The sequence below is a fragment of the Rhodococcus sp. 21391 genome (assembly GCF_016772255.1).
Classification (GTDB): domain Bacteria; phylum Actinomycetota; class Actinomycetes; order Mycobacteriales; family Mycobacteriaceae; genus Rhodococcus_F; species Rhodococcus_F opacus.
The window spans coordinates 4,818,971-4,841,259 of record NZ_CP063781.1 but is presented as its reverse complement, the minus strand read 5'-3'; the positions used below and the strand labels follow the sequence as shown (position 1 = coordinate 4,841,259).

Annotated in this window: 19 protein-coding genes and 1 pseudogene; 9 read left to right on the top strand and 11 right to left on the bottom strand. The window is 67.9% G+C overall.

All coding sequences use genetic code 11. The features are described from left to right. Nucleotides 1-29 precede the first annotated feature (29 nt). Nucleotides 30-1,448 (top strand): Hsp70 family protein, encoded by a 1,419-nt coding sequence (locus GO592_RS22490; protein WP_193385500.1) that lies wholly within the window; start codon nucleotides 30-32, stop codon nucleotides 1,446-1,448. 77 nt (nucleotides 1,449-1,525) lie between these two features. Beyond that, nucleotides 1,526-1,750, top strand: coding sequence for a hypothetical protein (locus GO592_RS22485; RefSeq protein WP_005253475.1), 225 nt, complete (start codon nucleotides 1,526-1,528; stop codon nucleotides 1,748-1,750). A gap of 11 nt (nucleotides 1,751-1,761) precedes the next feature. On the opposite strand, the gene GO592_RS22480 is transcribed toward GO592_RS22485, so the two are convergent. Then, a complete protein-coding gene (locus GO592_RS22480; RefSeq protein WP_237720569.1) occupies nucleotides 1,762-3,057 on the bottom strand; it encodes a YibE/F family protein in 1,296 nt (431 codons plus the stop codon). 559 nt (nucleotides 3,058-3,616) lie between these two features. On the opposite strand from GO592_RS22480, the gene GO592_RS22475 reads away from it, so the two are divergent. Both GO592_RS22475 and GO592_RS22470 read left to right on the top strand, forming a co-directional pair. Beyond that, nucleotides 3,617-4,075, top strand: coding sequence for an ImmA/IrrE family metallo-endopeptidase (locus tag GO592_RS22475; RefSeq protein WP_237720568.1), 459 nt, complete (start codon nucleotides 3,617-3,619; stop codon nucleotides 4,073-4,075). Nucleotides 4,076-4,077: 2 nt separating this feature from the next. After that, nucleotides 4,078-5,247 carry an MAB_1171c family putative transporter gene (locus GO592_RS22470; protein WP_007299811.1) on the top strand — a complete coding sequence of 390 codons (1,170 nt, stop codon included), beginning with the start codon at nucleotides 4,078-4,080 and terminating at the stop codon, nucleotides 5,245-5,247. Here GO592_RS22470 and GO592_RS22465 read toward each other — a convergent pair. The 3 genes from GO592_RS22465 to GO592_RS22455 are packed head-to-tail and all read right to left on the bottom strand — an operon-like array spanning nucleotide 5,238 to nucleotide 7,713. After that, nucleotides 5,238-5,678 (bottom strand): hypothetical protein, encoded by a 441-nt coding sequence (locus tag GO592_RS22465; RefSeq protein WP_007299810.1) that lies wholly within the window; start codon nucleotides 5,676-5,678, stop codon nucleotides 5,238-5,240. The two genes, GO592_RS22470 and GO592_RS22465, sit on opposite strands and share 10 nt — an antisense overlap. Continuing rightward, entirely contained in the window at nucleotides 5,675-6,394 is a 720-nt protein-coding gene (locus GO592_RS22460) for a helix-turn-helix domain-containing protein (protein ID WP_005238256.1), read from the bottom strand. The genes GO592_RS22465 and GO592_RS22460 overlap by 4 nt, the downstream gene beginning before the upstream one ends. A 56-nt stretch (nucleotides 6,395-6,450) precedes the next feature. Then, on the bottom strand, nucleotides 6,451-7,713 hold the full coding sequence (locus tag GO592_RS22455) for a pyridoxal phosphate-dependent aminotransferase (RefSeq protein ID WP_011597655.1): 1,263 nt from the start codon (nucleotides 7,711-7,713) through the stop codon (nucleotides 6,451-6,453). Between the two features lie 147 nt (nucleotides 7,714-7,860). On the opposite strand from GO592_RS22455, the gene GO592_RS22450 reads away from it, so the two are divergent. Together GO592_RS22450 and GO592_RS22445 are read left to right on the top strand one after the other, a co-directional pair. Next, a complete protein-coding gene (locus GO592_RS22450) occupies nucleotides 7,861-9,261 on the top strand; it encodes a carotenoid oxygenase family protein (RefSeq protein ID WP_007299808.1) in 1,401 nt (466 codons plus the stop codon). A 24-nt stretch (nucleotides 9,262-9,285) separates the two neighbouring features. After that, nucleotides 9,286-11,232, top strand: a complete 1,947-nt coding sequence (locus tag GO592_RS22445; protein WP_007299807.1) for a S9 family peptidase — start codon at nucleotides 9,286-9,288, stop codon at nucleotides 11,230-11,232. A 229-nt stretch (nucleotides 11,233-11,461) separates the two neighbouring features. Here the strand turns inward: GO592_RS22445 and GO592_RS22440 are convergent, their stop codons facing one another. After that, a complete protein-coding gene (locus GO592_RS22440) occupies nucleotides 11,462-11,806 on the bottom strand; it encodes a hypothetical protein (protein ID WP_063709744.1) in 345 nt (114 codons plus the stop codon). A gap of 94 nt (nucleotides 11,807-11,900) precedes the next feature. Further along, a complete protein-coding gene (locus GO592_RS22435; RefSeq protein WP_007299805.1) occupies nucleotides 11,901-15,119 on the bottom strand; it encodes a (Fe-S)-binding protein in 3,219 nt (1,072 codons plus the stop codon). Nucleotides 15,120-15,558: 439 nt separating this feature from the next. On the opposite strand from GO592_RS22435, the gene GO592_RS22430 reads away from it, so the two are divergent. The 3 genes from GO592_RS22430 to GO592_RS44575 all read left to right on the top strand — a co-directional run bounded on the left by GO592_RS22430 (nucleotide 15,559) and on the right by GO592_RS44575 (nucleotide 17,748). Beyond that, nucleotides 15,559-16,221 carry a hypothetical protein gene (locus tag GO592_RS22430; protein WP_007299804.1) on the top strand — a complete coding sequence of 221 codons (663 nt, stop codon included), beginning with the start codon at nucleotides 15,559-15,561 and terminating at the stop codon, nucleotides 16,219-16,221. A 651-nt stretch (nucleotides 16,222-16,872) separates the two neighbouring features. Then, nucleotides 16,873-17,055 (top strand): hypothetical protein, encoded by a 183-nt coding sequence (locus GO592_RS44580; protein WP_007299803.1) that lies wholly within the window; start codon nucleotides 16,873-16,875, stop codon nucleotides 17,053-17,055. A gap of 267 nt (nucleotides 17,056-17,322) precedes the next feature. Continuing rightward, a complete protein-coding gene (locus GO592_RS44575) occupies nucleotides 17,323-17,748 on the top strand; it encodes a hypothetical protein (protein WP_237720565.1) in 426 nt (141 codons plus the stop codon). Here GO592_RS44575 and GO592_RS45895 read toward each other — a convergent pair whose 3' ends face one another. From GO592_RS45895 to GO592_RS22400, 5 genes and pseudogenes are all read right to left on the bottom strand, one after another. Beyond that, on the bottom strand, nucleotides 17,749-17,874 hold the full coding sequence (locus GO592_RS45895; RefSeq protein ID WP_272943288.1) for a hypothetical protein: 126 nt from the start codon (nucleotides 17,872-17,874) through the stop codon (nucleotides 17,749-17,751). It lies immediately after the preceding gene. A 23-nt stretch (nucleotides 17,875-17,897) separates the two neighbouring features. Next, a pseudogene (locus GO592_RS46585) lies at nucleotides 17,898-17,978 on the bottom strand (hypothetical protein); the annotation flags it as partial. Between the two features lie 94 nt (nucleotides 17,979-18,072). Further along, a complete protein-coding gene (locus GO592_RS22410; protein WP_007299801.1) occupies nucleotides 18,073-19,383 on the bottom strand; it encodes a S1 family peptidase in 1,311 nt (436 codons plus the stop codon). A 240-nt stretch (nucleotides 19,384-19,623) separates the two neighbouring features. Further along, nucleotides 19,624-20,943, bottom strand: a complete 1,320-nt coding sequence (locus GO592_RS22405; protein WP_005238294.1) for a S1 family peptidase — start codon at nucleotides 20,941-20,943, stop codon at nucleotides 19,624-19,626. Nucleotides 20,944-21,055: 112 nt separating this feature from the next. Further along, nucleotides 21,056-22,219 (bottom strand): hypothetical protein, encoded by a 1,164-nt coding sequence (locus tag GO592_RS22400; RefSeq protein WP_007299800.1) that lies wholly within the window; start codon nucleotides 22,217-22,219, stop codon nucleotides 21,056-21,058. Between the last annotated feature and the right edge of the window lie 70 nt (nucleotides 22,220-22,289).

Here is a 22,289-nt window from a genome sequence, read left to right as displayed (position 1 = left end):
AACCCGTGCACAGTCGAGTTAGGCGGCCCATGAGTTCGGTTCTAGGAGTGTCGGTCGGTGCGAGCGCTGTGCGCTTGGCACGACCCGACTCCGTGAACCGTGACGACGCCGGGAGCAGGCACGTCCCCGATTTCCGGGCCCAGGTCGTCGCCGCGGGACGGGACCTGCCGGAGGAACTCGCTGCCGAATCGATCGGCGTCGTCCTCGCCGGGACACCCGATGCCGGGCAGGTCCGCGCCACCGGGGTCGCCTACCGCGACGAAGCCCAGGCAGGCGCCGTCCAGGCGGCGATGGCCCGGCAGCAACTCGCCAACTACCAGCTCGTCACCGAAGCCTCGGCGGCGCTGAAGTTCCTCGACGCCTCGGGCGCCCTCGACGACCATGCGACGCTCGTGTTCTACGACCTGGGCAGCTCCGGGCTCACCGTGAGCGTCGTGGACCGGGCGACGGGGGAGGTGGTGGAGACGGTCCGCACCGACACGGTGAGCGGAGACGTCTTCGACCGGCTGATCCGCGACAACCAGTTGGAGAACAAGCGGATCGAGGAGCCCGGCGACGCGGCCGCCGGCCTCGCGCTCGACCTCCGCTGTCGTGAGGCGAAAGAGCGGCTCTCCACCGGCGGCGCCGTCGCGGTGCCCGGCGACGGCGGGCTGCTGTTGCTGTCCCGCGACGTCTTCGACGCACTGATCGTTGTTACCGTCGAATCCTCGGCGCGCCTCGCCCGCGACGTGATCACGAAGTCGGGACGAACCCCCGATGCCGTGGTGCTCATCGGCGGCGGTGCACGCATCCCTCTGGTGCGGTCGGTCCTGCAGTCGTGGCTCGGGTTGCCGGTCGTCGTTCCCGATCACCCCGAACTTGTTGCGGCACAGGGTGCCGCGCTGCTTGCCCAGCAGGTGGTGCCGCCACCAGCCGAGGTCGCCAGGGTCCTTCCGCCGCCCTACACGCCGCAGTCCGCACCGGACGCAGTCGTATCCACCTACCAGGAGCCGAGCGCGACCGTCGCACGCACCGGTGCGCCGTCGAGTACTCCGTCCTGGCTGAGCGCCGCGGCGCCGCCGCCGAGTCAGCAGGTGGCCCAGCCCCAGATCCGGGGGGCCGCGCTGGCGGGCAGCGCGCTCGCCGTGGTGGCGGTGATCGGTCTCGGACTCGGGTACGGCAAGAACCTGCTGGCCCGCACCGAGGGCTCGTCTCAGCCGGTGACCACGCAACTCACCACCGAATCGCCGGTCATCACCGAGGTGGCCACGCCGTCGCCGACGACGCCCCCGCCACCTCCGACGTCCGAGGCCGTCGAAGCGCCGATCCAGACGGCGTCGCAGATCCGGATTCCCGAGCCGGCGCCAGCACCGCCGCCCCCACCGCCCGTTCCGTTGTTCCCCGGTCTGCCGCAGATCCAGTTGCCGCCACTCCCACTGCCCGAACTTCCCAGGTTCCCCGGAACGTAGTCGCCGCCGTTCTCCAGGCCTACGGGGTTCTCCAGGCCTACGATGGGAATGGTTCCGGCGTAGAGAGGATGTGTGCAGTGACTGCAAATCCAGCGGAGTTCCACAGCACTCCCAACGTTCCCAGGCCTTCGGCGGCCGCGCCGGCAGACACGCGCCGGCTCGTCGCATATTCCAAGCCGATCCTGAAGATGTTCCCGCCCACCAGCGAGCATGCGGCCAAAGTGACGATGCTGACCGTCTACGCGCTGATGGTCATCGCCATCATCTTCATCGTTCTGCGGGAGTTCGGCGTTTTCAGCTAGCGGTCGCCGCGCTACTTGGAATGGCGGCCACCCCGTGACGGCTTGACCGCGGGCGCGCTGCCGGAAGGACCCGCGCCGATCGGCCGCGCCAACATCACCGCGATCGCGGTGGTCAGCGGAACCGACAGTGCCAGTGCGATGCCACCGACCGCCGAACGCACGATCTCGATGGCCACGGCATCGCTGAGCAGCACGTCCTGGATCGATCGCCCCGCCACACTGAACAGCAACAGCAGCGGCAACGCCCCGCCGGCATACGCGAGGACGAGAGTGTAGACGGTGCTGGCGATGTGATCGCGACCGACGCGCATCGCCGAACCGAATATCTGACGCCGGGAGGCGTCGGGGTCCAGCGACGCCAGTTCGAACGCGGACGCCGCCTGCGTGATGGTGACATCGTTGAGCACACCCAGCGAGCCGATGATGAAGCCGGCCAGCAGGAGTCCGGTGATGCTGACGTGCTGTATGTACGTCTGGACGTTGGTGTTCTGTTCCTCGGAAAGCCCAGTGAGACGAGTCATCTCGATGGTGGCGTAGGAGAGGATCGCCGCCACCAGCATCGAGGCTAGAGTGCCCAGCAACGCCGAACTCGTTCGCAGGGAGACACCGTGCGCGAGATACAGCACGGCATACAGGATCACGGCGCCGGAGACGAGGGCCACCGGGATCGCGGGTTGTCCGTCCAGCAGGGCCGGGAGCGTGAAGAGGACGAGCACGCCGAACGAGACGACGATGCCGACTAGTGCCCGGAATCCGCGCCACCGCGCGACCGCGATCACGACGACGGCGAACGCGAGGGCAATGAGGGTGACGGGCAGGCCGCGCGCATAGTCCTCGAACGAATACTCCGTGGTGCCGTTCACGTCCGTCTGACGGGACAGCCGGATCTTCTCGCCCACTCGGAGGTCGGGCTGCCCGGGGCCGGGAATGATCTCGAGCAGCGTCTGGGTACCGGTGTTGGGACCGGACTCGATGTCGACGATGCTGCGCTGGCATTCGTACGCGCCGGCGGGCGGCGGCAACGGGGTGCCGGTGAAGACGCGTCCGGCCGACGGACTTCCGCAGTCGCCGATGTTCTGCATCGTGACCGTGCCCGACTCCGTGACGACCGCACCGCCCTGGGCGCTCTGGAAGGGCTGTTCGACGTCGACGCTCGGCTTGCCGGGCCACAACGCGATGGCGCCGATGAGCACCGCGACGCCGATGGCGATGAGGAGTCCGACGACCACCTTGGCGGCCACGGGCCCCATCGGGGCCGGTCCGTCGCTGTGGCCGTGTCCGTGTCCGTGTCCGTGGAATTCGCTCATCGGCCGCATCGCTTCGGCTGCTGGGGGGATTGTCTCGGCACGCACGACAGGGTAGTCGGACGGCGACCGGCGACGCTGTGACGGAAGTGGTGTGCGGTGCCAGTGTTGCCACGCTGTCCGGCTCGTATTGCTCTCGTGTCGCTTATATGTCGCCGGTGTGATTAGATATCGAAGCATGGCACGCAGCAGCTAATCTGCAGCGAACGCCGAACTCCACGCAGAGGTGGTCCGGAACTCCGAACGAGGGGTGTGTTCCGCGGACGCCGAGCCGCTGCGTGGAGAGATTTGCCGAGCTGGGTGGCGGGGTACAGGGGGGTTGACCCCGCCACCAACCTGGCGCCCACAGGGGGGGAGGGGCGACAGGTGCTCGAGGCACTCAAGGTGCCGGTAGCCAATCTACCGACACGGTAGGGGTATTCGTCAACCGGGTAGGTGAAATCGCCCACATGTCGTGACCTCGTACCCCGACGGCCTAGGATTATGGCCGTTCGGAGGTGTTCCAGTGCGAATCTCGCGGCAGTCGCGATCCAGCAACCATCTTCGCCGGATCGTGGCGGAGATGGCTATTCCCGTGCCCTGGAACAGGGATCAGCTCGTCGACGGCGTCGCGGCCCGGCGCGGGCGCCCGATTCACCTGGTCCCGGTCTCGCACGCCCTCGTCCAGGGCGGTCATTCCGGTCTCTGGCTCGCACGGGCCGAGGACGACGTGATCCTGTACGCAGCAGGGACGTCGGACATGCACGCCACCCACATTATCTGCCACGAACTGGCACACATGGAGCTCGGCCACGACCGCACCGCGCTCGGTGATCGGTCGGTGGACGGGACGGCGCTGTCGAAGGCTGCACCGTCGGTCGACCCCTCGAGCGTCGTCACTGCTCTCGGACGATCGAACTATTCCAGCGCACAGGAGTACGAGGCCGAGTTGCTGGCCACGCTCCTCATGGCCCGCCGAGGTCGCAACACGTCCGCTGCGACAACGGACCCCCGCGCCTCCCGGATTCTCGGGTCCTTCTGACCGTGTACACGCCACCGGGATTCGTCAGCTGGTCGCTCCTTGCCCTGATCTGGGGCACCACGGCGCTGCGGCTGGTATTCGTCCGGTCCACGGTTGCCGAGCGGCGGATAAACGCGGCGCTCGTCTTCGCATCCCTGTCCGTCGCCCTACGCCGGCAGTGGGTACGCGACATCGTGGACGGGGTGTTCGGCGCCGGGATCTCGAGCCCGCTCGGCAACGCGTGCATCATCTTCACCGCGGCATCGCTGATCAGCCTGTTCTCGGTCTGGGCGTTCGGTCCCGACCGGCTCCGACGGATCCACGCAGTCACCCTAGCCGTCGCCGTCCTGCCCGCCGCGGCGCTGATCGTGCTCAGCGGCCCCGCACGCGCGCAGGGTGTCGGAGTGAAAGCGGCGGGCGGATGGCAATACACCGCGTTCTGTATCGCCTATGCGCTCCCGATCCTCCTCGCGGCGCTACTCATCGCGGGAATCTCGATCAGGAGTGTCCGCGCCGCGGCGTCGAGCCGGGACCGGTGGGTCTTCGCTGCGGTCATCGCGCTGTCGGTGTTCGAGGTGGTGAGCATGGTCGTCGTCATGATCGACGGGGTGATGCGAACCTCCACCGCCGACGACGCCGTCACCGAGAGTCACGCCGAGGCAGGCGTGTTCCTGCGCCTGCTCGTGGTCGCCGCCGGTGCCGTCATCGCGCTCGGTCCCGTACTGCGGGTGCTTCTGCGGCGGTACCGGTCCGGACTCACCGCCCGGCGACTGCTGCCGGTGTGGCGGACGCTCACCGCGGCCGTCCCCGAGGTCGTGTTCGAATTACGTCCCGAGGACCGCCGGGCTCTGTCGGCGCGTGCACGCCGGGATCGCATGGAGGTCGAGATCCGCGACGCGATACTCGTCGTCGACCGGTATCTGCCCGGCGACGTCGGCGACCCGGCCGCGTCACCCGTCCGAGCCGCGGCCACCCGACTTCACCTCGCCTGCCTCGCTCGCGCGGCCGGTCACCAACCGGTCACCGGGACGCACTCGGGCTCGACACAGCCGGGCGGCGAACCGTGGGAGCTGGCCCGGCTGGCCGATCACTGGCGGGACGCCGAGCACGTGGCGGCCGAACTGTGGGCGCGTCGCCTACCGCAGTTCGGCGGCCCCGCGGACCCGTCAGCGCGCGTCCCCGCTCAGGTCTGACGAGGGTCCGGGGCCGCGACCGGCATCGGTCCGTGACTCCGCCGCAGATTCTCCAGAAGGGGAATCAGCGATTCCATCTCCGCGGTGGTCGGCTCCGCGGACGCATCGAGCGATCGCATCGACAGGTGCCGGACGCCTGCCTCGCGGACCGCGATCTTGAAACGGACCAGCGTGTCGTAGTCGTGGTATCCGTCGGCGGCGAGGTACTGCTCGGGGGCGTGGAAGTGCTGTGCGACCGCCCGCAGGACGTCGGGCTCGGGCGCGTGGTGATCGTTCCTGCGCAGGGACTCGATCTCGGACGGCTCGACGGCACGGCCGAGTATCCGCGACACACCCGCGGCGACGGTGTCTTCGCCCGGTTCGGGACCGTCGAGGTCGTGGGCCAGCGAGAAGAGGCGGTTGACCCGCACCGACAGCGGCACGCCGTTCATGCGTTCACCTCCGCATCTCCGCTGCGTTCGGGATCCTCGGTGGCCACGAGTTTCACCGCGTCCTCCCATCGACGCCAGAAGCGCTCCCGGGTGGCCGCGTCGAGGCCGTCTCCCCGGCCGTAGAGGAAACGGCGATACCGTGCTTCCTCCAGTTCACGTGGGTCGGTGACCGTGGACGGTTCCTCGAGCAGGTGGCCGAACGCGAATTCGACCAGCGGCTGGCGCGGCCCGGCCGGGCCTCCGTTGACTTCTAGCAACCGCGTCACGTACGCGCCGGTGATCTTCGAGACCACCCGGCTCAGTTCGCCCGCCGCTTCGGCCAGCCCCGGAACCTCGGGGTGCGCCGCGCTCAGCTTGGTGATCTGGGTGTGCGGCCCCAGGATCTCGATGATCGTGTCCAGATCCAGCGGAATCTCCGACGGCCCGAGCGTCAGCGGGCGCGAGGTCGGTGACCGGTCCTCCCCGTCGAGCGCCTCGAGCGGAGTCGGATGACCACCGTCGAGAGTGCGAGCCGCGCTGCCCGGAGCCCAGCGGAGCGCGACGTCCAATTTGCGGAGGGTCTCGATGCTCGGATCCGGGCCGGTCCCGTTCTCGGCACGCGTCTGAGCTGCGTCGGACGGGCCACCCGCAGCCGTGACCTCGTCCTGTGTGAGGTTCAGCAAACGCCGTCGTCGATGGACGAATTGTCCGAAACGCGCGCGGGTGCTGGTGACCATTCTTTTCCCCCAGGAGACACGCAAGCGACGCGCGTGTCGCTTGCTGTGTCTCGATCCTACTGCTTGTAGCTGGTGAGGAAATTTCCGAACCGCTCGATGGCGACAGCGAGATCACGCGCCCACGGCAACGTCACGATGCGGAGATGGTCGTGGTCCGGCCAATTGAATCCGGTGCCCTGCACCATCAGGATCTTCTCCTGCAGCAGAAGGTCCTGGACCAGCTTCTCGTCGTCGTAGATCTCGTACACGTTCGGGTCGAGGCGGGGGAATGCGTACAGCGCGCCCTTCGGCTTCACGCAGGAGACACCGGGAATCATGTTGAGGCGTTCCCAGGCCACATCACGCTGCTCGAGCAGTCGACCACCCGGCAGGATCAGGTCTTCGATGCTCTGGTGCCCACCGAGCGCCACCTGGATGGCGTGCTGACCGGGCACATTCGGGCACAGACGCGTCGACGCGAGCAGGTCGAGTCCCTCGAGGAAACCCGCGGCGTGCTCCTTCGGGCCCGTGATGGCCACCCACCCGGACCGGTAGCCGGCGACTCGGTACGCCTTCGACAGGCCGTTGAACGTCAGGCACAGCAAGTCCGGGGCCAGCGTCGCCAGCGAGATGTGCTTGGCGTCGTCGTAGAGGATCTTGTCGTAGATCTCGTCCGCGAGAAGCAGCAGCTGATGCTTGCGCGCCAGGTCGACGAGCTGCTGCAGCACCTCCATCGAGTACACCGCACCCGTCGGATTGTTCGGGTTGATGACCAGCAGCGCCTTGGTCTTGTCGGTGATCTTCGACTCGATGTCCGCGATGTCGGGATTCCAGTCGTTGCCCTCGTCGCACAGGTAGTGCACCGGGGTACCGCCGGCGAGGCTCGTCATCGCCGTCCACAGCGGGTAGTCCGGTGCCGGGATCAGCACCTCGTCGCCGTTGTCGAGGAGCGCCTGCATCGTCATCGTGATGAGCTCGGACACACCGTTGCCCAGATAGATGTCGTCGACGTCGAGTTCGGGGAACCCGGCGACCAGCTCGTAGCGGGTGACGATCGCGCGCCGCGCCGACAGGATGCCCTTGGACTCGGAGTACCCCTGCGCGTACGGGAGCGCGGCGATCATGTCGCGCATGATCACGTCCGGCGCGTCGAAACCGAACGGTGCGGGGTTGCCGATGTTGAGCTTGAGGATCCGGTGGCCTTCCGCCTCCAGCCGGGCGGCGTGGGCATGTACCGGTCCACGAATCTCGTAGAGCACGTTCTGAAGCTTGGTGGACTGCTCCAGCTTGCGGTGCGGCTTGCGGTGATGGCCGTGGTCTGGGTTGCTCACGAGCGTCATTCTCCCACTCCCGGGCAACCAGATTTCTACTGGTGGGTATCAGACCGCCGTCGCGTCGTGGAAACACCCCGCCCGCGCAGGTGCCCGTCGTACCCTCGAGAGGGCTGATCAGTCTCGCATTCACCGCGCCCGGAGGGAATGACGCACATGTCAGCACCGGCATCCCGTCGCCCCGGACCCGTCGACATCGCGCACCACAGCCATCTCGTCGGGGTGTTCGCGCCGCAACGGGAGGAGGTGGACGTCCGGGGTCTCGAGGTGACCGGCGAGCTGCCCGCCGATCTTCACGGCGCCTATCTGCGCAACGGGCCCAACCCTCGGTTCGATCCGATCGGGACGTACGTCTATCCGCTCGACGGCGACGGCATGGTCCACCGAATCGAAATCGCCGACGGCGCGGCCCGGTACACCAACCGCTTCGTCCGAACCCCGATGGTGCAGGCGGAGGAGAAGGCCGGGCACGTTATCTGGCCCGGCGTCACCGATCTCTACACGCCGACGGAGGACGAAGTGGGGCCCGACCTCGCGGGCACGTCGCGCGAGCTGCCCGACATCAACATCGTCCGGCACGGCGGACGGCTGCTGGCGATGGCCGAGACCACGCTGCCGTTCCGCCTCGACCCCGCCGACCTGAGCACGCTGGGGCGGGAGAACTGTGACGGCGCCATGGGTGTGGGGAGCACCGCGCACCCCAAGATCGACCCGGTCACCGGACAGATGGTGCTGTTCAACTACATGCTGGAAGCCCCGTATTTGACGTGGTCGGTGGTGAACCCCGACGGCTCGGTGGCGCGGACACCGACGACGGTCGAGGGCGCGGACACCCCGCTGATGATCCACGACATGGCGCTTACGGAGCGCTACATCGTTCTGATGCTGTGCCCGCTGGTCTTCGACATCGCCGCCGTGCTGACCGGCGGGTCCGTGCTCGACTGGCGGCCCGAGGACGGCACGCGGATCGCGCTGGTGCCCCGCGACGGCGGTCCGGTCCGGTGGACGACGCACGACGCGTACTGGGTGTGGCATTTCGCGAATGCCTTCGATCTGCCCGACGGGAGGGTGAGCGTCGACTACGTGGAGTGGACGTACCCCGGTGGGTTCGCGAAGGCTCCGGAGCCGTCGCTCGGCTCGTTGGTTCGCGCCGTCGTCGACCCCGGCAGCGGACGGGTGACGCGAGAGGTGGTGTGCGACCGCGACGTCGAGTTCCCGCGAGTCGACGACCGTGAGCTGACCCGAGGGCACCGCACGGTGGCGACCGTCGGCAAACTCGACCGCAGCCAGGGACGGCAGGATTCGCTGTGGTTCTTCGACACTGCCCGCGGCACCGAGGCGCACTGGGATCCGGGGAGCGTGTCGGTGGGTGAGCCGATTTTCATGCCGGGCGCCGAGCACGAGTACTGGGGAATGATCGGGACCGACCGGGGCGACATGTCGTCCTGGTTCTTCGTGCTGCCCGCCGACGACCCCGGGTCGGGGCCGATCGGGAGGGTGCGGCTGCCGATCCGGGTTCCGGCGGGCCTGCACGGCGCGTGGCTGCCTGCGGAGTAGCGGACGGCGGAATATCCTCGGCGGATGACCTCTGCGCCTTACGGTTCCTGGCCCTCTCCGATCGCGGCGGCGGATCTCGCCTCCAGCGGCCACCCCGTCGAGGGCGGCCGGTACGTGGGCGACGACGTGTGGTGGTCGGAACTGCGGCCCAGCGAAGGCGGGCGGGTCGCGGTGCGGCGCCTCGGTCTGGACGACGAACCGGAAGACGTCCTGCCCGCACCATGGAACGCCCGCACCCGCGTCCACGAGTACGGCGGCGGCGCCTGGACCGTCACCGACGCCGGTCGCCTGGTGTTCGCCGAGTTCAGCGATCAGCGCCTGTATTTGCTCGAAGGCGGGACACCGGTGCCGCTGACGCCGGAGCCGCCGCAGCCCTGCTCACTGCGGTACGGCGACCTGTCGGTGATCGACGGCGAGGTGTGGGCCGTGCGCGAGATGCACGACACCGACGGTGGCGTCTCCCGCGACATCTGCGTGATTCCGCTGGACGGGTCGGCGGCGAACGACCCGCACCGGGTGCGGTCCGTCGTCGCCGGCTCCGACTTCCTGGCCAATCCGCGGCTGTCCCCGGATCGAAGGCACCTCGCCTGGATCGCGTGGGACCACCCGCAGATGCCATGGGACGGCACTGAGCTCAGAGTCGTGGCGGTCGAAGGCGGCCGCGTGACCGGGAAAGTGCGGACACTTCTCGGCGGTCCCGAGGAATCGGTGCTGCAACCGGAATGGGACGGTCCCGCCGACCTGTACACGATCAGCGACCGCAGCGGCTGGTGGAATCTCTACCGCGTCGGCATCGACGATCCCGATCCGGTCGCGTTGTGCCCGATGGACGCCGACTTCGGCGGCGCGCTGTGGATGCTCGGCGGCCGCTGGCACACCCGCCGCGACGATGGCACGCTCCTGACCGTGCGGACATTCGGAACCGACACCCTCGCCGTCCTCGATCCCGCGACCGGTTCGCTCGTGGACATCCCGCTGGACGGGCTCACCAGCATCGGCCTCGGGGACCGCAACGGCAACCGTATCCTGCTGCTCACCGGCGGCGCCCAGACCCCGTCGGGCCTGCGCGAACTCGACCTCGACACCGGTGCGCTCCGCACCGTCCGGCTGTCCGTGACGGAACTTCCCGAGGCGGCATATCTCCCCGAGGCCCGGCAGCTGACGTTCCAGGGCGCCGAACGCGAAGTCCACGTGATCGCCTACCCGCCGCGTCACCCGCGATATCGGGGCGAGGACGGGGAGTTGCCGCCGTATGTGGCGTTCGTGCACGGCGGACCGACGTCGCGGGTCGCGCCTTCGCTGAATCCCGTGTTCGCGTTCTTCACCAGCCGCGGAATCGGCGTCGTCGACGTGAACTACGGCGGGTCCACGGGATACGGTCGCGAGTATCGCAACCGGCTGCGGGGACAGTGGGGGGTCGTCGACGTCGAGGACGTGGTGACGGCGGTGACCGGCCTCGCCGAGGCCGGCATGGCGGACCCCGGCCGGCTGGCGATCGAGGGCGGATCCGCCGGCGGGTGGACCGTGCTCGCGGCGCTGACCACGTCGGACGTGTTCGCGTGCGGTGCGTCCTACTTCGGGGTGGCCGAACTCGACGGGTTCGTGAAGGAGACGCACGACTTCGAGTCCCGGTACATCGACGGCCTGATCGGCCCGCTGCCCGAGGCGGCCGACCTCTACGCCGAACGTGCACCGCTGAACAACGTTGGCGGACTGAACTGCCCGGTCCTGCTCCTGCAGGGTCTCGACGATGCGATCGTGCCGCCGTCGCAGGCGGAACGGTTCCGGGATGCGCTCGTGGAGAAGGGCATCCCGCACGCCTACCTCGAGTACGAGGGGGAGTCGCACGGATTCCGGAAGCTGGCCACCCTGATCAGTTCCCGCAACGCCGAACTGTCCTTCTACGGTCAGGTATTGGGATTCGAGCCACCGGACATTCCGCGACTCGAACTCTGGCGACCCGAGGGATAGCGGCGGCCACTCCCCGGTGAACGCCGCACCTCGTCATCGCGCGAGCCGAGCCTCGCAGGAACGCGCCGCGCACGCGCACGCCTGAACTGTCGAGGTGTCGATGGCCGGGCGTCCCGCCTGGGACCGCCAAGACCGCTGGTGCGCCGTCAGCTCGCGGGCGAGTGCCGGCGCGTCGGTCGCGCCCGCGCGAATCAACCTGACCGCGAACCGGATACCGAAGAGGCCGAGGTCAGACCTCGGTGAGTGTGCCGGCCGACAGTGAGGCGTAGATGAGCATGAACACGAACAACATCCAGCCCGCACCCTGCCAGATCGACCACCGGCCACCGGCCCGCCACACCCGGTAGGTCTGGACGAAAGCTCCGACCCCGCCCAGGAGCAGCAACGCGGGTGGGCCGAAGACGAGGACGTACTTCTCTCCGCCGGCACACTCCATCATCGACTCGGCGCAGTCACCGGACCCGATCGACATCCACGCGACCGAGAGGAGCGCAACGACCACTGCACCGCCCATGACCGCCACCGTGTACGTGGCGGCGCGGCGAAAAGTGAGATCGGCGCCCGAAGTCATCATGTCGGAGGTTACGCCGTGCGCAACGCGGGCCGTCACGGAAAACAGCAGCGCCCCCACCGTGATCGGTGGGGGCGCTGCTGTTCACTGCTGTCGGCTAGCTCTTCCGGCCAGGTGCCTTCGCACCTGCCTTGAAACCGAGTCCGCCAGGCTTGGCCGGCGGCGGAGCCTTCACCGTTTCCGATGCCTTGCCGTTGGAACCGTCACCGTTCGACTCCTCGACCTTCGGAGCCGCGGTCTCGGTTGCCTCGGCCTTCGGTGCTTCAGCTGCGGGAGCCTCGGCCGCGGGTGCTTCGGCCTTCGGAGCTGCGGCCTTGGGGGCCGCGGCCTTGCGAGCTCCGGGAGCCTTGGCGCCGCTCTTGAAACCGAGCCCACCGGCCTTCGCCACCGGGGGAGCCTTCGGCGCCTCGGCAGCGGGGGCCTCCGAAGCGGAGGACGTGTCGGCGACCTGCGGTTCGGAAGCCTGGGGCTCGGCAGCCTGGGGTTCGGCGATTGCCGGCTCGGCGGGAGCGTCCGCGGGAGCGGCCTTCGCGCCGGGAGCCTTCGCCTTGCCCTTCATCTGCAGACCCTTGCCCGGTGCCTTGGCGCTGGACGCGAGTCCGAGTCCCTTCGGCTTCGCCGCGGGGGCGTCCTGAGCAGGGGTTTCCGCTGCGGGAGCCTCTGTCGCCGGTGCTTCGGCAGCCGGAGCGGCGGCCTTCGCGCCGGGAGCCTTGGCGGCACCCTTCATCTGCAGACCCTTGCCACCCGGTGCCTTCGCGCCGCCGGCGAGTCCGAGACCCTTGGGCTTGGGTGCCTCCGCTGCGGGCGCCTCCGTACCGGCAGCCTCGGCCGTAGCAGGAGCAGCCTTCTTGGCGCCGGGTGCCTTCGCCCCGCCTGCCATGCCGAGCCCCTTGCCGGGTGCCTTGGCGCCGGGTGCCTTGGCCAGGCCCTTCATCGCCAGGCCCTTGCCCGCCGGAGCTTCCGTGGCGGCCGGCGTTGCAGCGGCCTCCTCGACCTCCTCGACGCGCTCCTTCTCCACCACCTCGGCCGTGGCCTCGGCTGCTGCCGGCGATCCTGCCGGCTCGGCCGGCTTCTCGCGGGGGATGACCTTGATGTTCTCGCTCAGCTTCTCGGGCTCGAGACGCGTGATGGACGAGAGCATCAGCTGGGCGACGTCGACGACCTCGACGCCCTCGCCCTGGCCGGACTCCTGGCGAGCGGTGACACCGTCGGTGAGCATGACGCGGCAGAACGGGCAGCCGGTCGCGATCTTCTTCGGATCCGTGCCCAGCGCCTCGTCGACCCGGTCGATGTTGATGCGCTTGCCGATGTTCTCTTCCATCCACATGCGGGCACCACCGGCACCACAGCACATGGACCGTTCGCCGTGACGGGGCATTTCCTTCAGCTTGACGCCGGAGGCTTCCATCAGCTCGCGGGGTGCGTCGTAGACCTTGTTGTGGCGGCCGAGGAAGCAGGGGTCGTGGTAGGTGACGTCCTCACCGACGGACGCGACCGGAATCAGCTTCTTCTGGCGGACCAGGCGGTTGAGCAGCTGAGTGTGGTGAACGACCTCGTACTCGCCGCCGACCTCCGGGTACTCGTTGCCGAGCGCGTTGAAGCAGTGGGCGCAGGTGACGACGATCTTGCGCTTGCGCTGCTCGACACCGTCGAAGACCGAGTTCAGCAACTCGATGTTCTGCATGGCGAGCTGCTGGAACAGGAATTCGTTACCTGCGCGGCGAGCGGAGTCACCGGTGCACGTCTCGTCGGCGCCGAGCACCATGAACTTCACGCCGGCGGTGGCGAGCAGCTCGGCGACGGCCTTGGTGGTCTTCTTGGCGCGGTCCTCGTAGGCGCCGGCGCAGCCGACCCAGAAGAGGTACTCGTAGTCCTCGAAGCTGTCTGCATCCTGGCCGAACACCGGGATCTCGAAGTCCATCTCCTTGATCCAATTGAGACGGTCCTTGGAATTCTGACCCCAGGGGTTGCCCTTGTTCTCGAGGTTCTTGAACAGGCCGGCCAGCTCGGACGGGAACTCCGACTCGATCAGCACCTGGTAGCGGCGCATGTCGATGATGTGGTCGACGTGCTCGATGTCGACGGGGCACTGCTCGACACACGCGCCACAGTTGGTGCAGCTCCACAGCGTCTCGGCGTCGATGACCGGAGCCACTTCGCCTTCGACGGTTTCGCCGACCAGCTTGCGCTCGGCCTCCCGGCGTGCCGCCTCGGGGATCGCGGCCAGCTTGGCCTCGTCCACGGCGCCGTCACCGTTCACCAGCCCTAACTCGTCGCCGCCCATGTCCTTGCGGCCACCGGCCAGCAGATACGGGGCCTTCGCATAACCGTGGTCGCGCAGCGACGTGATCAGCAGCTTCGGCGACAGCGGCTTGCCGGTGTTCCAGGCGGGACACTGCGACTGGCAGCGCCCGCACTCGGTGCAGGTGGTGAAGTCCAGCCAGCCCTTCCAGGAGAAGTCCTCGATGTTGCCGGCGCCGAACGTGTCGGTATCCGGATCGGCGTCCTCCATATTGATGGGCTTGCCACCCGACATCATGGGCTTGGCCGCACCGAGGGCGACGTCGCCGTCGTCCTCACGCTTGAAGTAGATGTTCGCGAACGCCGCGAAGCGGTGCCAGGCGACACCCCAGGTGATGTTGCGGCCGACGACGTAGAGCCAGATCATGCCCGACATCAGCTTGACGAAGGCGAAGAACGCGACCATGTTCGGGCTCGCGGGCAGCAGTTTCGCGAGGTTCATCGTGAAGAAGTCGGTCCACGGGTTGGCGTGGCCGTAGGTGGCGATCTTCCCGGCCTTCACGAAGATCATGCCCAGGCCCTCGATGAGGACGACGGCCTCGACGAAGTACGCGGCCCTGAAGTCGGAACCACTGAAACGGGACAGCCGGGCGGGCACTCGGGGGTGGTTGAGCTGGCGGATCACGATCAGTGTGGTGATACCGATGACCGTGCCGAGACCCAGGATCTCGTCGATGAAGTGGTAGACGGCGGTGTTGCCGACCAGCGGCCAGTGGAACGCCGGGTCGAACGTCTGCCCGTACGCCTCGAACCACACGATGGCTCCGAGCATGAAGCCGACCATGACCAGCCAGTGAGCCCAGCCGACGGTGCGGAACTTGCTCATGCGGGTGTGCGCGATGAACTCGACGCACATCTGCTTGAAGCGCGGGAAGAAGGGGCGCCATCGGTCCGGGGCCGACTGGCCGATCCGGACGACGTTGACCATCTTCAATGCGCCAGTGATGAAGGAGAACCAACATACGAGGCTCAGCAGCACGCCGATGGTGCCCAACGTGATCGTCAGGGCATTCATGTCGCGGCCTTTCGTTTCAGGGCGGCAGGGCGGCCACCTCGGGACTGCTCGTGATCCTAACGCTTGCTAAGTTACCCGCTAGTAACTCAATTAGTCTACCTGTGGGTAACATACCGGTGTTCGGCGGGATCTCTGCAGCTCGGGCGCCGATAGGGCATGTGGTGCATGCCACAATCGGACTTTCTGTTCGTCACGTTAAAGGGTCGGAATTCCGGCGTTCGCCCAAGGTCGCCCTAACTTCGATCCACGGCAGCGCGAGGCGATTAGGATCTCCGAAAGCGTTACATCGACGTGGTACCACCCGAACCGTGCGTTATGCTTTCGCAACCGGCACATCAGCGGGGTATCAACACCGGCCGGTGTTCCGGACGTAAGGGCCAGCTCGGGGCGCGTTGTTTCGGGAGCTAGCGCCCCATCACGGAATGGAAACATCGCACCCATGAAGTTCAGGAAACTTGCCGCTCTGGCGACGGTGGTTATCGGCGCCCTGGGCGTATCCGCAGGTACTGCATACGCGGGACCCGCGCCCTTGCCTGCTGAGAACTCCATCAACTACGAAGCGAAACTCGAAGACAAGTCCGTCGTTACGACTATCGACGTTGGCGCCTTCAAGGTTTCGGGCGACGGTAAGACGGTTGAGTTGCAGGACGCCAAGGGGGAAGCCGTTGTAAGTCTTCCGCTCGCCTATCAGCTTGGCGATCTTCAGTTCCCGTTCGACAAGAAGGTCAGTGAGGACGGTAAGTCACTCACTCTCACGCCGGTTACCGATCCGGCAAAAGCCACCCCCATCGCGGCCACCGGCCTGGTCTTGCAGGACGTCGCGTCGATCGAAGAAAACTCTGCCGCGCAGTCGAACTTTGCGACCCAGCTCGGGTTGGCGACGGCGGTCGGTGGGCTGGCGGGCACTATCATCGGCGCAGCCGCCGGCGGTTTCGGGTTTCTCGGAGGACCGGTCGGTCTTGTCTCGGTGCCCACCGGTGCAGCTATCGGTGCCATCCTCGGTACCATCGTTGTCGGCGGCCCGACCTTGGTCGTTGCCGGCGTCGATTTCCTGAACACGCTCAATGCGGCGCCCGGCACCACCATGTGGGCGAAGAAGTAACTCGCATTTTGCTTCGCTGAAACCGACGACGCGGCCCGCGCTCCCTGGAGGGAGCGTGGGTCGCGTCGTGGGCCGAGTGGGATCAGAAACCTTGTGACTGGGTGGTGCGCGCCGAGGATGTGTGTGTCTCAACGCCATTGACCACAGTCGTGAAATGCCGATGTCACCCTGGTTCACGTTGTTCTCCTGGGAGGTGGGGGACTTCGTGCGTGGTAGTTGCCGCGATGCTGGACGCATCCACGGCGTGGCCGTGATCGGCGAGGACGCGCAGCGAATCAGCCGTACGTTGCCCGACCGTCAACCGACGACGGTTTGCCTCCTGAAATGGAGCCGAGCCGGCATCCATCCCCACCTTCTTCCGGATCGACGACCTGCAGCACCCCTTCGCCGTGGCGGTCGACGCATCCGCGCGCGTCCTGCGACTCGTCCCGAAGATGGATCCGGCGGCGGCGACCCCCGTCTCCGTGTCGGAACGGCTGACCCTCAACGACGTCGCCGCACCGGTGGACAAGGAGGTACGCGACGATCGCGCACTCGACGACTTCCAGCAGCAACTGGGAATCACCACTGCGATCACCGCGATCGTCGCAGCCATCATCGGTGGGGCGATCGGCTGCGCGGTCGGCGTCATCCCCGACACGGGCGGCACTGGTGATTCCGTTCCTCGGCCTCGCCGGGCCGGTGGCGGGGTGCATCGGGGGCGCACTGATCGTCGCCCCCGTCGCCGCGCTCGCGGGAACCATCGTGGTCGGCGGCGGCGCCCTCGTGGTTCTGGGCATCCAGTACTTCAACACGATCAACAGCCCGTTCGTCGCACCGGCACCCGCGGCATGAGCGGCCGGTACGCACGGAACCTCCGAGCCCTCACCGGCGCGGCGTTCCTCGTCGTCGCCCTCGGAATCAATGCCGGCACCGCGCACACAGCGCCGGTGACGCAGGGTGGGCCCGAGATCGGCTACGAGGCGCACGCCGAGGGCGATTCGGTGGTCACGTCGATCGACGCCGGTGCCTTCCGGATCACCGACACCCGCGACGCGATCGAGGTGGTGGACGACGGCGGCAAGGTGGTTGCCGCACTTCCTCTCACGATCCGGCTGGGGGATGCCGTCCATCCGATCGACGCCGACCTCGCCGGGACGCACGGTGACGCTCACCCCGCACGTACCCGCGGACGTCGCATCGTCACTGAAGTCGGTGGCGCAGGAGGGGTTCGACACCCAGGACGAGCGGGACGACGTCGCGCTGGCCGACTTCAACAGCTATCTCGGCTACGCGACACTGATCGGCGGCCTGATCTTCGGTGTGATCTTCGGAGTCGTGGGTCTCGCGGTCGGCTGCGGGCTGCTCGCCGTGATCGTGATCGGCACCCCGGTCGGGTGCCTCGGTGGTCTGATGGCGGGATTCGCCGCCGGCGGACTGGCCGGGACCATCTTCGTGGGCGGCGCCGCACTGGTGATTCTCGGAATCCAGTACCTACTCACCATCAACACGCCCTTCGTGCCGCCCGCACCTGACCCGACGTCCTGATCAGGTCCCGCGCGACCGGTAGCCGTCGAGGCAGGCTTCGACCCCGTCGGTGACGATCGCCGACACCTCGTCGTCGCCGAGGGCAACCGCCCTGTGAAAGGTGCGCTCGGAGATTTCCGCCTCCACCAGGAGGGCGAATGGAATGCGGCCCTGCGTGGGTCGTCGATGCGGAGAAGTCCGGCGGTGTCCAGTCGCGCGAACGCATCCGCCAGTACGCGCTGCACACGCCGCGGTCCGGCCCTACGCGGGCTGACTTCGTAACCGACGACAACGGCCCGCCTCCTTCTCGACGGAGGCGGGCCACAGGTCGTCGGCGGAGTGCGCTTACGAGGTGCGCACGCGCAGACCCGGGTTCTCGGCCAGCACCTCGTTGATCGGGGTGGCGAACAACTCGGGGCTCTCGCCGAGGACGAACGTGACGACGTCCGCGACCTGGCAGATCGGGTACTGCCCGACATTGGAGGCGCTCGAAATTCCGAGTGCCAGCGTGCCGGTCACGATCGTGCCGCCGCTGTCGCCCTGCAGGGCGCACATGCTCGTCGAGAAGCTGTCGGCCAGCGTGCGTTCACCGACCGAGACGGTCTGCGCGACGGACGTGACGACACCGCACGTGAAACCGGTGGTCAGACCCGACTTGCACACCGGGGCGCCGACAATCGGGTCGGCTGTACCCGTGATGGCGACCGGCGCTGCGCCGGGAACCCGGACGCCGTTGTTCTCGAACCGGTGTGCGGCGCTGTCGTCGGCCCGGATGATCGAGTAGTCGTGGATGTCCAGGCTGGTCTTGGCGAAGGTGCCGATCCTCGGACCGGTGCCACCCGGGACCAGGGCGAACGCCTCCGATGCCTCCGAGGTGCCGGCAGCGTCCCGGTTGGGGTCGCAGTGTCCTGCCGTGATGTTCACCGGACCGCCCGAGCTGTCGGTGCCGTTGAAACCGAGCGAGCAGCGCAGTCCGACTCCGCCGCCGAGCGAGCCGTACGCGTCGCCGCCCAGCAGGGCGTCGGCGGGGAGCGGTTCGGCGATGGGGGTGAGGTCGGTGGACGGCAGCGGAGCGGCCGTGGCAGGCGACTGCACGACGCGTGCGCCCTTCAGGAAGTCCGGAAGCTGCAACCCGCCCACGTTGTCCGCACGGAGCACGAGATCGTTGTTCACGATGTCGATTGCCACGCCGCGAACGAGATCCGCGACGGCAGGCGGCTGGGTGTCCAGCCACCCGTCGAGCGACTTCACCTGAGCCTGCAGGCTGCTCTCGCTCTGGGCCACATTCTTCACCTGGAAGCCGGCCTTCTCGGCCGCGGCGACGGCGGCGTCCTTGTCCGCACCGTCGGCGAGCCCGACGATCGGGGTGCCGGCATTGTCGAGCCACGTTCCGGCGAACGCATCCGGGAACTGGATGCGGGCGATCTTCGCGAACTCGGCCAGCTTCTGGCCCAGCTCGGAGTGCTCCAGGTACTGGTCCGGGCTCAGCGACAGATCACGCTGGATAGCGTCGATCAGTTCCGCGGGAAGCTTGGCGGCCTGGTCGGACACTCCGGGCTCGACCGGATCGGCCTGAGCGGAGGCGGCGACCGGACCGAGGAGCAGCAGCGCGGCGGAGCCGAACACGGCGGCACGACGTGCGATGGAGCTTCGCATGGGGGCCTTTCTGATGTTTGTTTGTTCGCAGTTGCCTCGCGGGCGCATACGAATACGACCCCCCGACAGGTAAGGCCGTACACAGTCGGAGTCGACTATATGGGTTCGCCCCGTCTATTCCCACCTGTAACACTCTCGGTGGACGGCGCAGCAGGACAAAGCGGACACCACCCCTGAATGCACCCGGTGCCCGGTGTCCGAGAGCAACGGACACCGGGCACCGGGTGGAGCGGTGGAGAACTAGTCGGAGATGGTGCGCACGCGCATCCCGGATCCGATCGTGTCCACGATGTCCGCGACCGGGATGCCCAGGCTGGCGGTGCCACCCTCCGGTGCCAGCACCAGGTTCGCCTCCGTGCAGTTGGGGGCGCCACTGGCGTTGGAACCACTGGTGATACCCAGCGCGAGGGTTCCGGTGACGATGGCGCCGCCGCTGTCACCCGCGAGGGTGCAGGCCGTGCCGGCGAAACCGTTGACCACGCGGCTCGAACCGTCGGCGACGAACAGCTGCGTCTCGACGTGATCGGCCGCCACCACGCCACACGTGAACGACGACGTCTGACCCGACTTGCAGATCGGGGCGCCGACGACGGGCCGGGCGGTGCCGGTGATCTCCAGCGTGGTGCCGTTCGCGCCGCGAACCGCGGGACGGTCCAGACCGGCCTTGACGCCTGCCTCGTTGAGCTTGATCACCGAGTAGTCCAGCTTGTCGGCCGGGTTGCCCACCGACGACTTCGAGAACGCGCCGATCTGCTGGCTGTCGTCGACGTTCTGGTGGTTGGGGAGGAACACCGGCGACGGCTGACCCTCGGCGGGGTTGCAGTGTCCGGCGCTGATGTTCACGGCCTGGCCGCTGTCGTCCACGGCGTTGAAGCCCAGCGAGCAGACGGAGATCTCCGAGATCGGCGTCTTCGGCAGCTCACCCGCGGTGGTGATGTAGGTGTCACCGGCGAGGGGGCCCCGCTCCACCGGACCGCCGCCGCCGGGGCTCAGCATGACCTTGACGTTGGCGAGCAGCGTCGGCAGGTTCAGCGCCTGGCCGATGGGGCTGTTGACGACGTCGATGACGACGCGGTTCTCGAGGACGTCGATCGACGCGGAGTTGACCTGGGAAGCCACGTCCTTCGGCAGTCCCGCGATCCAGCCGTTCACGTCGGAGAGGGTCTTCTCCAGGCCGTTCGCGGACACGGGCGCAATGCGGGTGTCGTACCCGGCCTTGGCTGCGGCGTCGGCGGCCTCGTCCGTGGTGACCGCGACGACGGGCTGACCGTCGAGGCCGATCCAGGCCCCGGCGAAGTCGTCGGGATGCTGCTCCCGGAAGTCCTCGGCGTAACTGCCCAGCTCCTGTGCCTTGGCGGCGCGGTCGAGGTACTCCTGCGGGCTGATCTTCAGGTCGCGGGTGATGGCCTCGACGAGTTCGGCCGGCAACTTGTCGGCGCTCAGCTGAGTGGTGTCGGGCTGCGTAACAGGGTCGGCCTGGGCGGCAGTGGAAAACGGAAAGAGAAGAAGCATTGCCGAGGCGCCTACAACAGCGGCGCGGTGCGCCAGCACGTTACGCATGAAATCCCTTCTGCACGGAATCCGTTCACTGAGGATTCCTTCTGGGGTGGGTATCAGCGCCCCACCTTAAGCTACGGACGGGTCGGCCCGTCGGGGAGGTGTGACCGAAGCCTCACTGACCTGGACTTTTCGCAGCGGGCTTCGCAGGCGTGGTCGTGGTGGTGATCGCGGCCGCGGGTTCCTTCATCGTCGTCGTGGTTGTTGTTGTCGTGGTGGTGGTCGTCTCCGGCGGCGTCGTCGTGGTCGTCGCGGCGGTCGTGGTCGTAGTGGTCTGCGGGACCGTGGTGATCGAGGGGAGGGTGATGACCGGCGTCGTCGAGGGCGGAAGCGGCGGCACGAACACGGGTGTCGTCTCCACCGGTGCAGGCGGGGGAGCGACCGGGACCGAGGCTTCAACCTCCGTCGTCACGGCCACCTCCTGCGTGCTCGCCGTCGGGAAGACCGCGGGTGGAGCCTGCGTGGGTCGTGCGCTGGACGTCGTCACCGACGCGGTCTGGGCGTCCTGGATCGTCGGGACCGCGGTGCTGCCGTTGCCGGTGAGCGCGAACGCGAGCGCGCCACCTGCCACCACCAGTGCTGCCGCGGCGACACCGGCGATGATCAGGGGCCGACGGTTCGTGCGCTTGGCGGGTGGCGTCGGTGTACTCGCGGGAGCGGACGCCTCGGTCTCGGCGGGCGGATACGCGTCGGCGGCAGTGGCCGCGGCTGCGGGCACCGCCGTCACGGCGGAGTACGCGGTGTGCATCGGGGCCTCGACGACCGGAATCGACTCGGTGTCGGCGCTCGTGTCCTCGTCGGTCAGTGCCAGCCCGGCCGCCAGCAGTGCCGCGCCGTGGGCCGGGGATTCCGGTGAAGCGGCGAGCGCCACCGACTCCGGGATGAGAGTCGCCTCGCCCAGACCCATGTAGTCGAGGGATTCGCGCAGCTTCGTGACGATCTCCGGTGCCCAGTCCGACGGATGGGTCGCGGTGACCTTCACCGTCCCCGACAGTCCGTCTGCGGCCTCCCGGAACAGGCAGAACATCGCCGTCGCGACGAGGTCCTCGGCGCGGGTCAGCGAACCCGCGTACTCGATTCCCGCGGGCTCACCGACGCGGGCGAGGAAGTCGCGGACGGCGCCGGTCGATTCCGTGCCGGGGTCGCCGAGCTGAACCGTGCCGTCCGGGGCCGTGAACAGGACGGACGGGTGTTCGATCGTCCTCACATCGGTTCCGGAAGCGGTCACCACCGCTGTGGAATCCGAATCGCCGACGGTGAGTCCGACTCCGGTGGTCATGAAAGATCCTTACTGGCACGGTTCGAGGGAGTGCGTCATCGCACCATGCACAGTGTGTCGCCTGTCGCAG

Bases quoted from the DNA above. Each gene is read 5' to 3' on its own strand.
- GO592_RS22490 (WP_193385500.1), top strand. From the start codon at position 30: ATGAGTTCGGTTCTAGGAGTGTCGGTCGGTGCGAGCGCTGTGCGCTTG.
- GO592_RS22480 (WP_237720569.1), bottom strand. From the start codon at position 3,057: ATGAGCGAATTCCACGGACACGGACACGGACACGGCCACAGCGACGGA.
- GO592_RS22475 (WP_237720568.1), top strand. From the start codon at position 3,617: ATGGCTATTCCCGTGCCCTGGAACAGGGATCAGCTCGTCGACGGCGTC.
- GO592_RS22465 (WP_007299810.1), bottom strand. From the start codon at position 5,678: ATGAACGGCGTGCCGCTGTCGGTGCGGGTCAACCGCCTCTTCTCGCTG.
- GO592_RS22460 (WP_005238256.1), bottom strand. From the start codon at position 6,394: ATGGTCACCAGCACCCGCGCGCGTTTCGGACAATTCGTCCATCGACGA.
- GO592_RS22455 (WP_011597655.1), bottom strand. From the start codon at position 7,713: ATGACGCTCGTGAGCAACCCAGACCACGGCCATCACCGCAAGCCGCAC.
- GO592_RS22450 (WP_007299808.1), top strand. From the start codon at position 7,861: ATGTCAGCACCGGCATCCCGTCGCCCCGGACCCGTCGACATCGCGCAC.
- GO592_RS22445 (WP_007299807.1), top strand. From the start codon at position 9,286: ATGACCTCTGCGCCTTACGGTTCCTGGCCCTCTCCGATCGCGGCGGCG.
- GO592_RS22440 (WP_063709744.1), bottom strand. From the start codon at position 11,806: ATGATGACTTCGGGCGCCGATCTCACTTTTCGCCGCGCCGCCACGTAC.
- GO592_RS22435 (WP_007299805.1), bottom strand. From the start codon at position 15,119: ATGAATGCCCTGACGATCACGTTGGGCACCATCGGCGTGCTGCTGAGC.
- GO592_RS22430 (WP_007299804.1), top strand. From the start codon at position 15,559: ATGAAGTTCAGGAAACTTGCCGCTCTGGCGACGGTGGTTATCGGCGCC.
- GO592_RS44575 (WP_237720565.1), top strand. From the start codon at position 17,323: ATGCCGTCCATCCGATCGACGCCGACCTCGCCGGGACGCACGGTGACG.
- GO592_RS22410 (WP_007299801.1), bottom strand. From the start codon at position 19,383: ATGCGAAGCTCCATCGCACGTCGTGCCGCCGTGTTCGGCTCCGCCGCG.
- GO592_RS22405 (WP_005238294.1), bottom strand. From the start codon at position 20,943: ATGCGTAACGTGCTGGCGCACCGCGCCGCTGTTGTAGGCGCCTCGGCA.
- GO592_RS22400 (WP_007299800.1), bottom strand. From the start codon at position 22,219: ATGACCACCGGAGTCGGACTCACCGTCGGCGATTCGGATTCCACAGCG.